A 1,235-nucleotide genomic window follows, 5' to 3' on the forward strand; every position below is an offset into this window, starting at 1 on the left:
GAACTACTATCTCGACTATCAATTCAACAAGAAATGGGACAGTGGTGCGCAAATCACTACGGGAGCCACTTATGAGCATGTACGTTATGATTCCGCCATCATGGATGAGGTCTATAAAAGTGATAACATAGCCGCTTTCTTCCAGTATGACCAGCGTTTCTGGGATCGCTTGAGTGTATCTGCCGGTGTACGTGCCGAATATTATCGGGTGAACAATCATCATCGTGAAGCGGAAACAAAGATCTTCGGAACCAAGGTTCCGTTCCGTCCGGTGTTCCGTGCAGGATTAAATTATCAGTTGGCTGATTACAGTTTTATCCGTGCCAGCTTCGGACAGGGTTACCGTAATCCGTCTATCAATGAAAAATACCTGCGCAAGGATATCGGTGGAGTCGGTGTTTATCCGAATCTGGACATTAAGCCGGAAAAAGGATTTAATGCGGAATTGGGGATTAAGCAAGGATACAAAATCGGTAATTTCCAGGGTTTTGTGGATGTTGCCGGATTCTATACACAGTATAAAGACATGGTTGAATTCCAGTTCGGGCTGTTCAACAATGCCAATTACACGATGATTAATAGCATAGGCGATGCATTCCAGATGCTGACAGATGGCAAAGGGTTCGGTATCGGAGCCCAGTTCCACAATGTATCGAAAGCCCAGATTTACGGAGTAGAAATCTCAACGAACGGCGTGTATAATTTCAATAAGAACACGAAGTTGTTCTATAACTTGGGATATGTATACACGGAGCCATGCGATGCTGACTATCAGGAACGTAATGCAGTAGAGGGGCTTTATACCGATCCTCTTCAGATGAAAGAGAAATCGAACACAGGTAAGTACCTTAAATATCGCCCGAAGCACAGTTTTAAAGCTACGGTAGATTTCCAGTGGAAACGTATCAATGTCGGTGCCAATGTAGCATGGAAGAGCAAAATTCTGGCAGTTGACTATCTGATGTTGGACGAACGCGAGAAACAGCAGAAAGACCTGATGGATTATGTACGTGGCATCCTTTTCGGTTATTCAAAAGGAGAGACACTGGCTACTTACTGGAAAAAACATAATACGGACTATGCCACTGTTGACGTGCGCTTCGGAGTAAAAGCCACAAAAGAAGTAGCTTTCCAGTTTATGGTGAATAACCTGTTGAATAAAGAATACAGCTACCGCCCAATGGCAGTTGCTGCTCCACGTACTTTCGTACTGAAAATGGACGTCACTTTCTAAC

At 44.0% G+C, this 1,235-nt stretch carries 1 protein-coding gene; it reads left to right on the top strand.

Features of this window, described 5'->3' with window-relative positions; all coding sequences use genetic code 11:
- A partial coding sequence (locus AB5935_RS26865; protein ID WP_368327963.1) for a TonB-dependent receptor plug domain-containing protein occupies positions 1 to 1,234 on the top strand: 1,234 nt, incomplete at its 5' end.
- Position 1,235: the final 1 nt, after the last annotated feature.

Origin of the sequence: Phocaeicola sp. RTP21198st1_B8_RTP21198_201120, from assembly GCF_040929485.1 — a bacterium.
In the GTDB taxonomy this organism is placed as follows: Bacteria; Bacteroidota; Bacteroidia; order Bacteroidales; family Bacteroidaceae; genus Phocaeicola; species Phocaeicola dorei.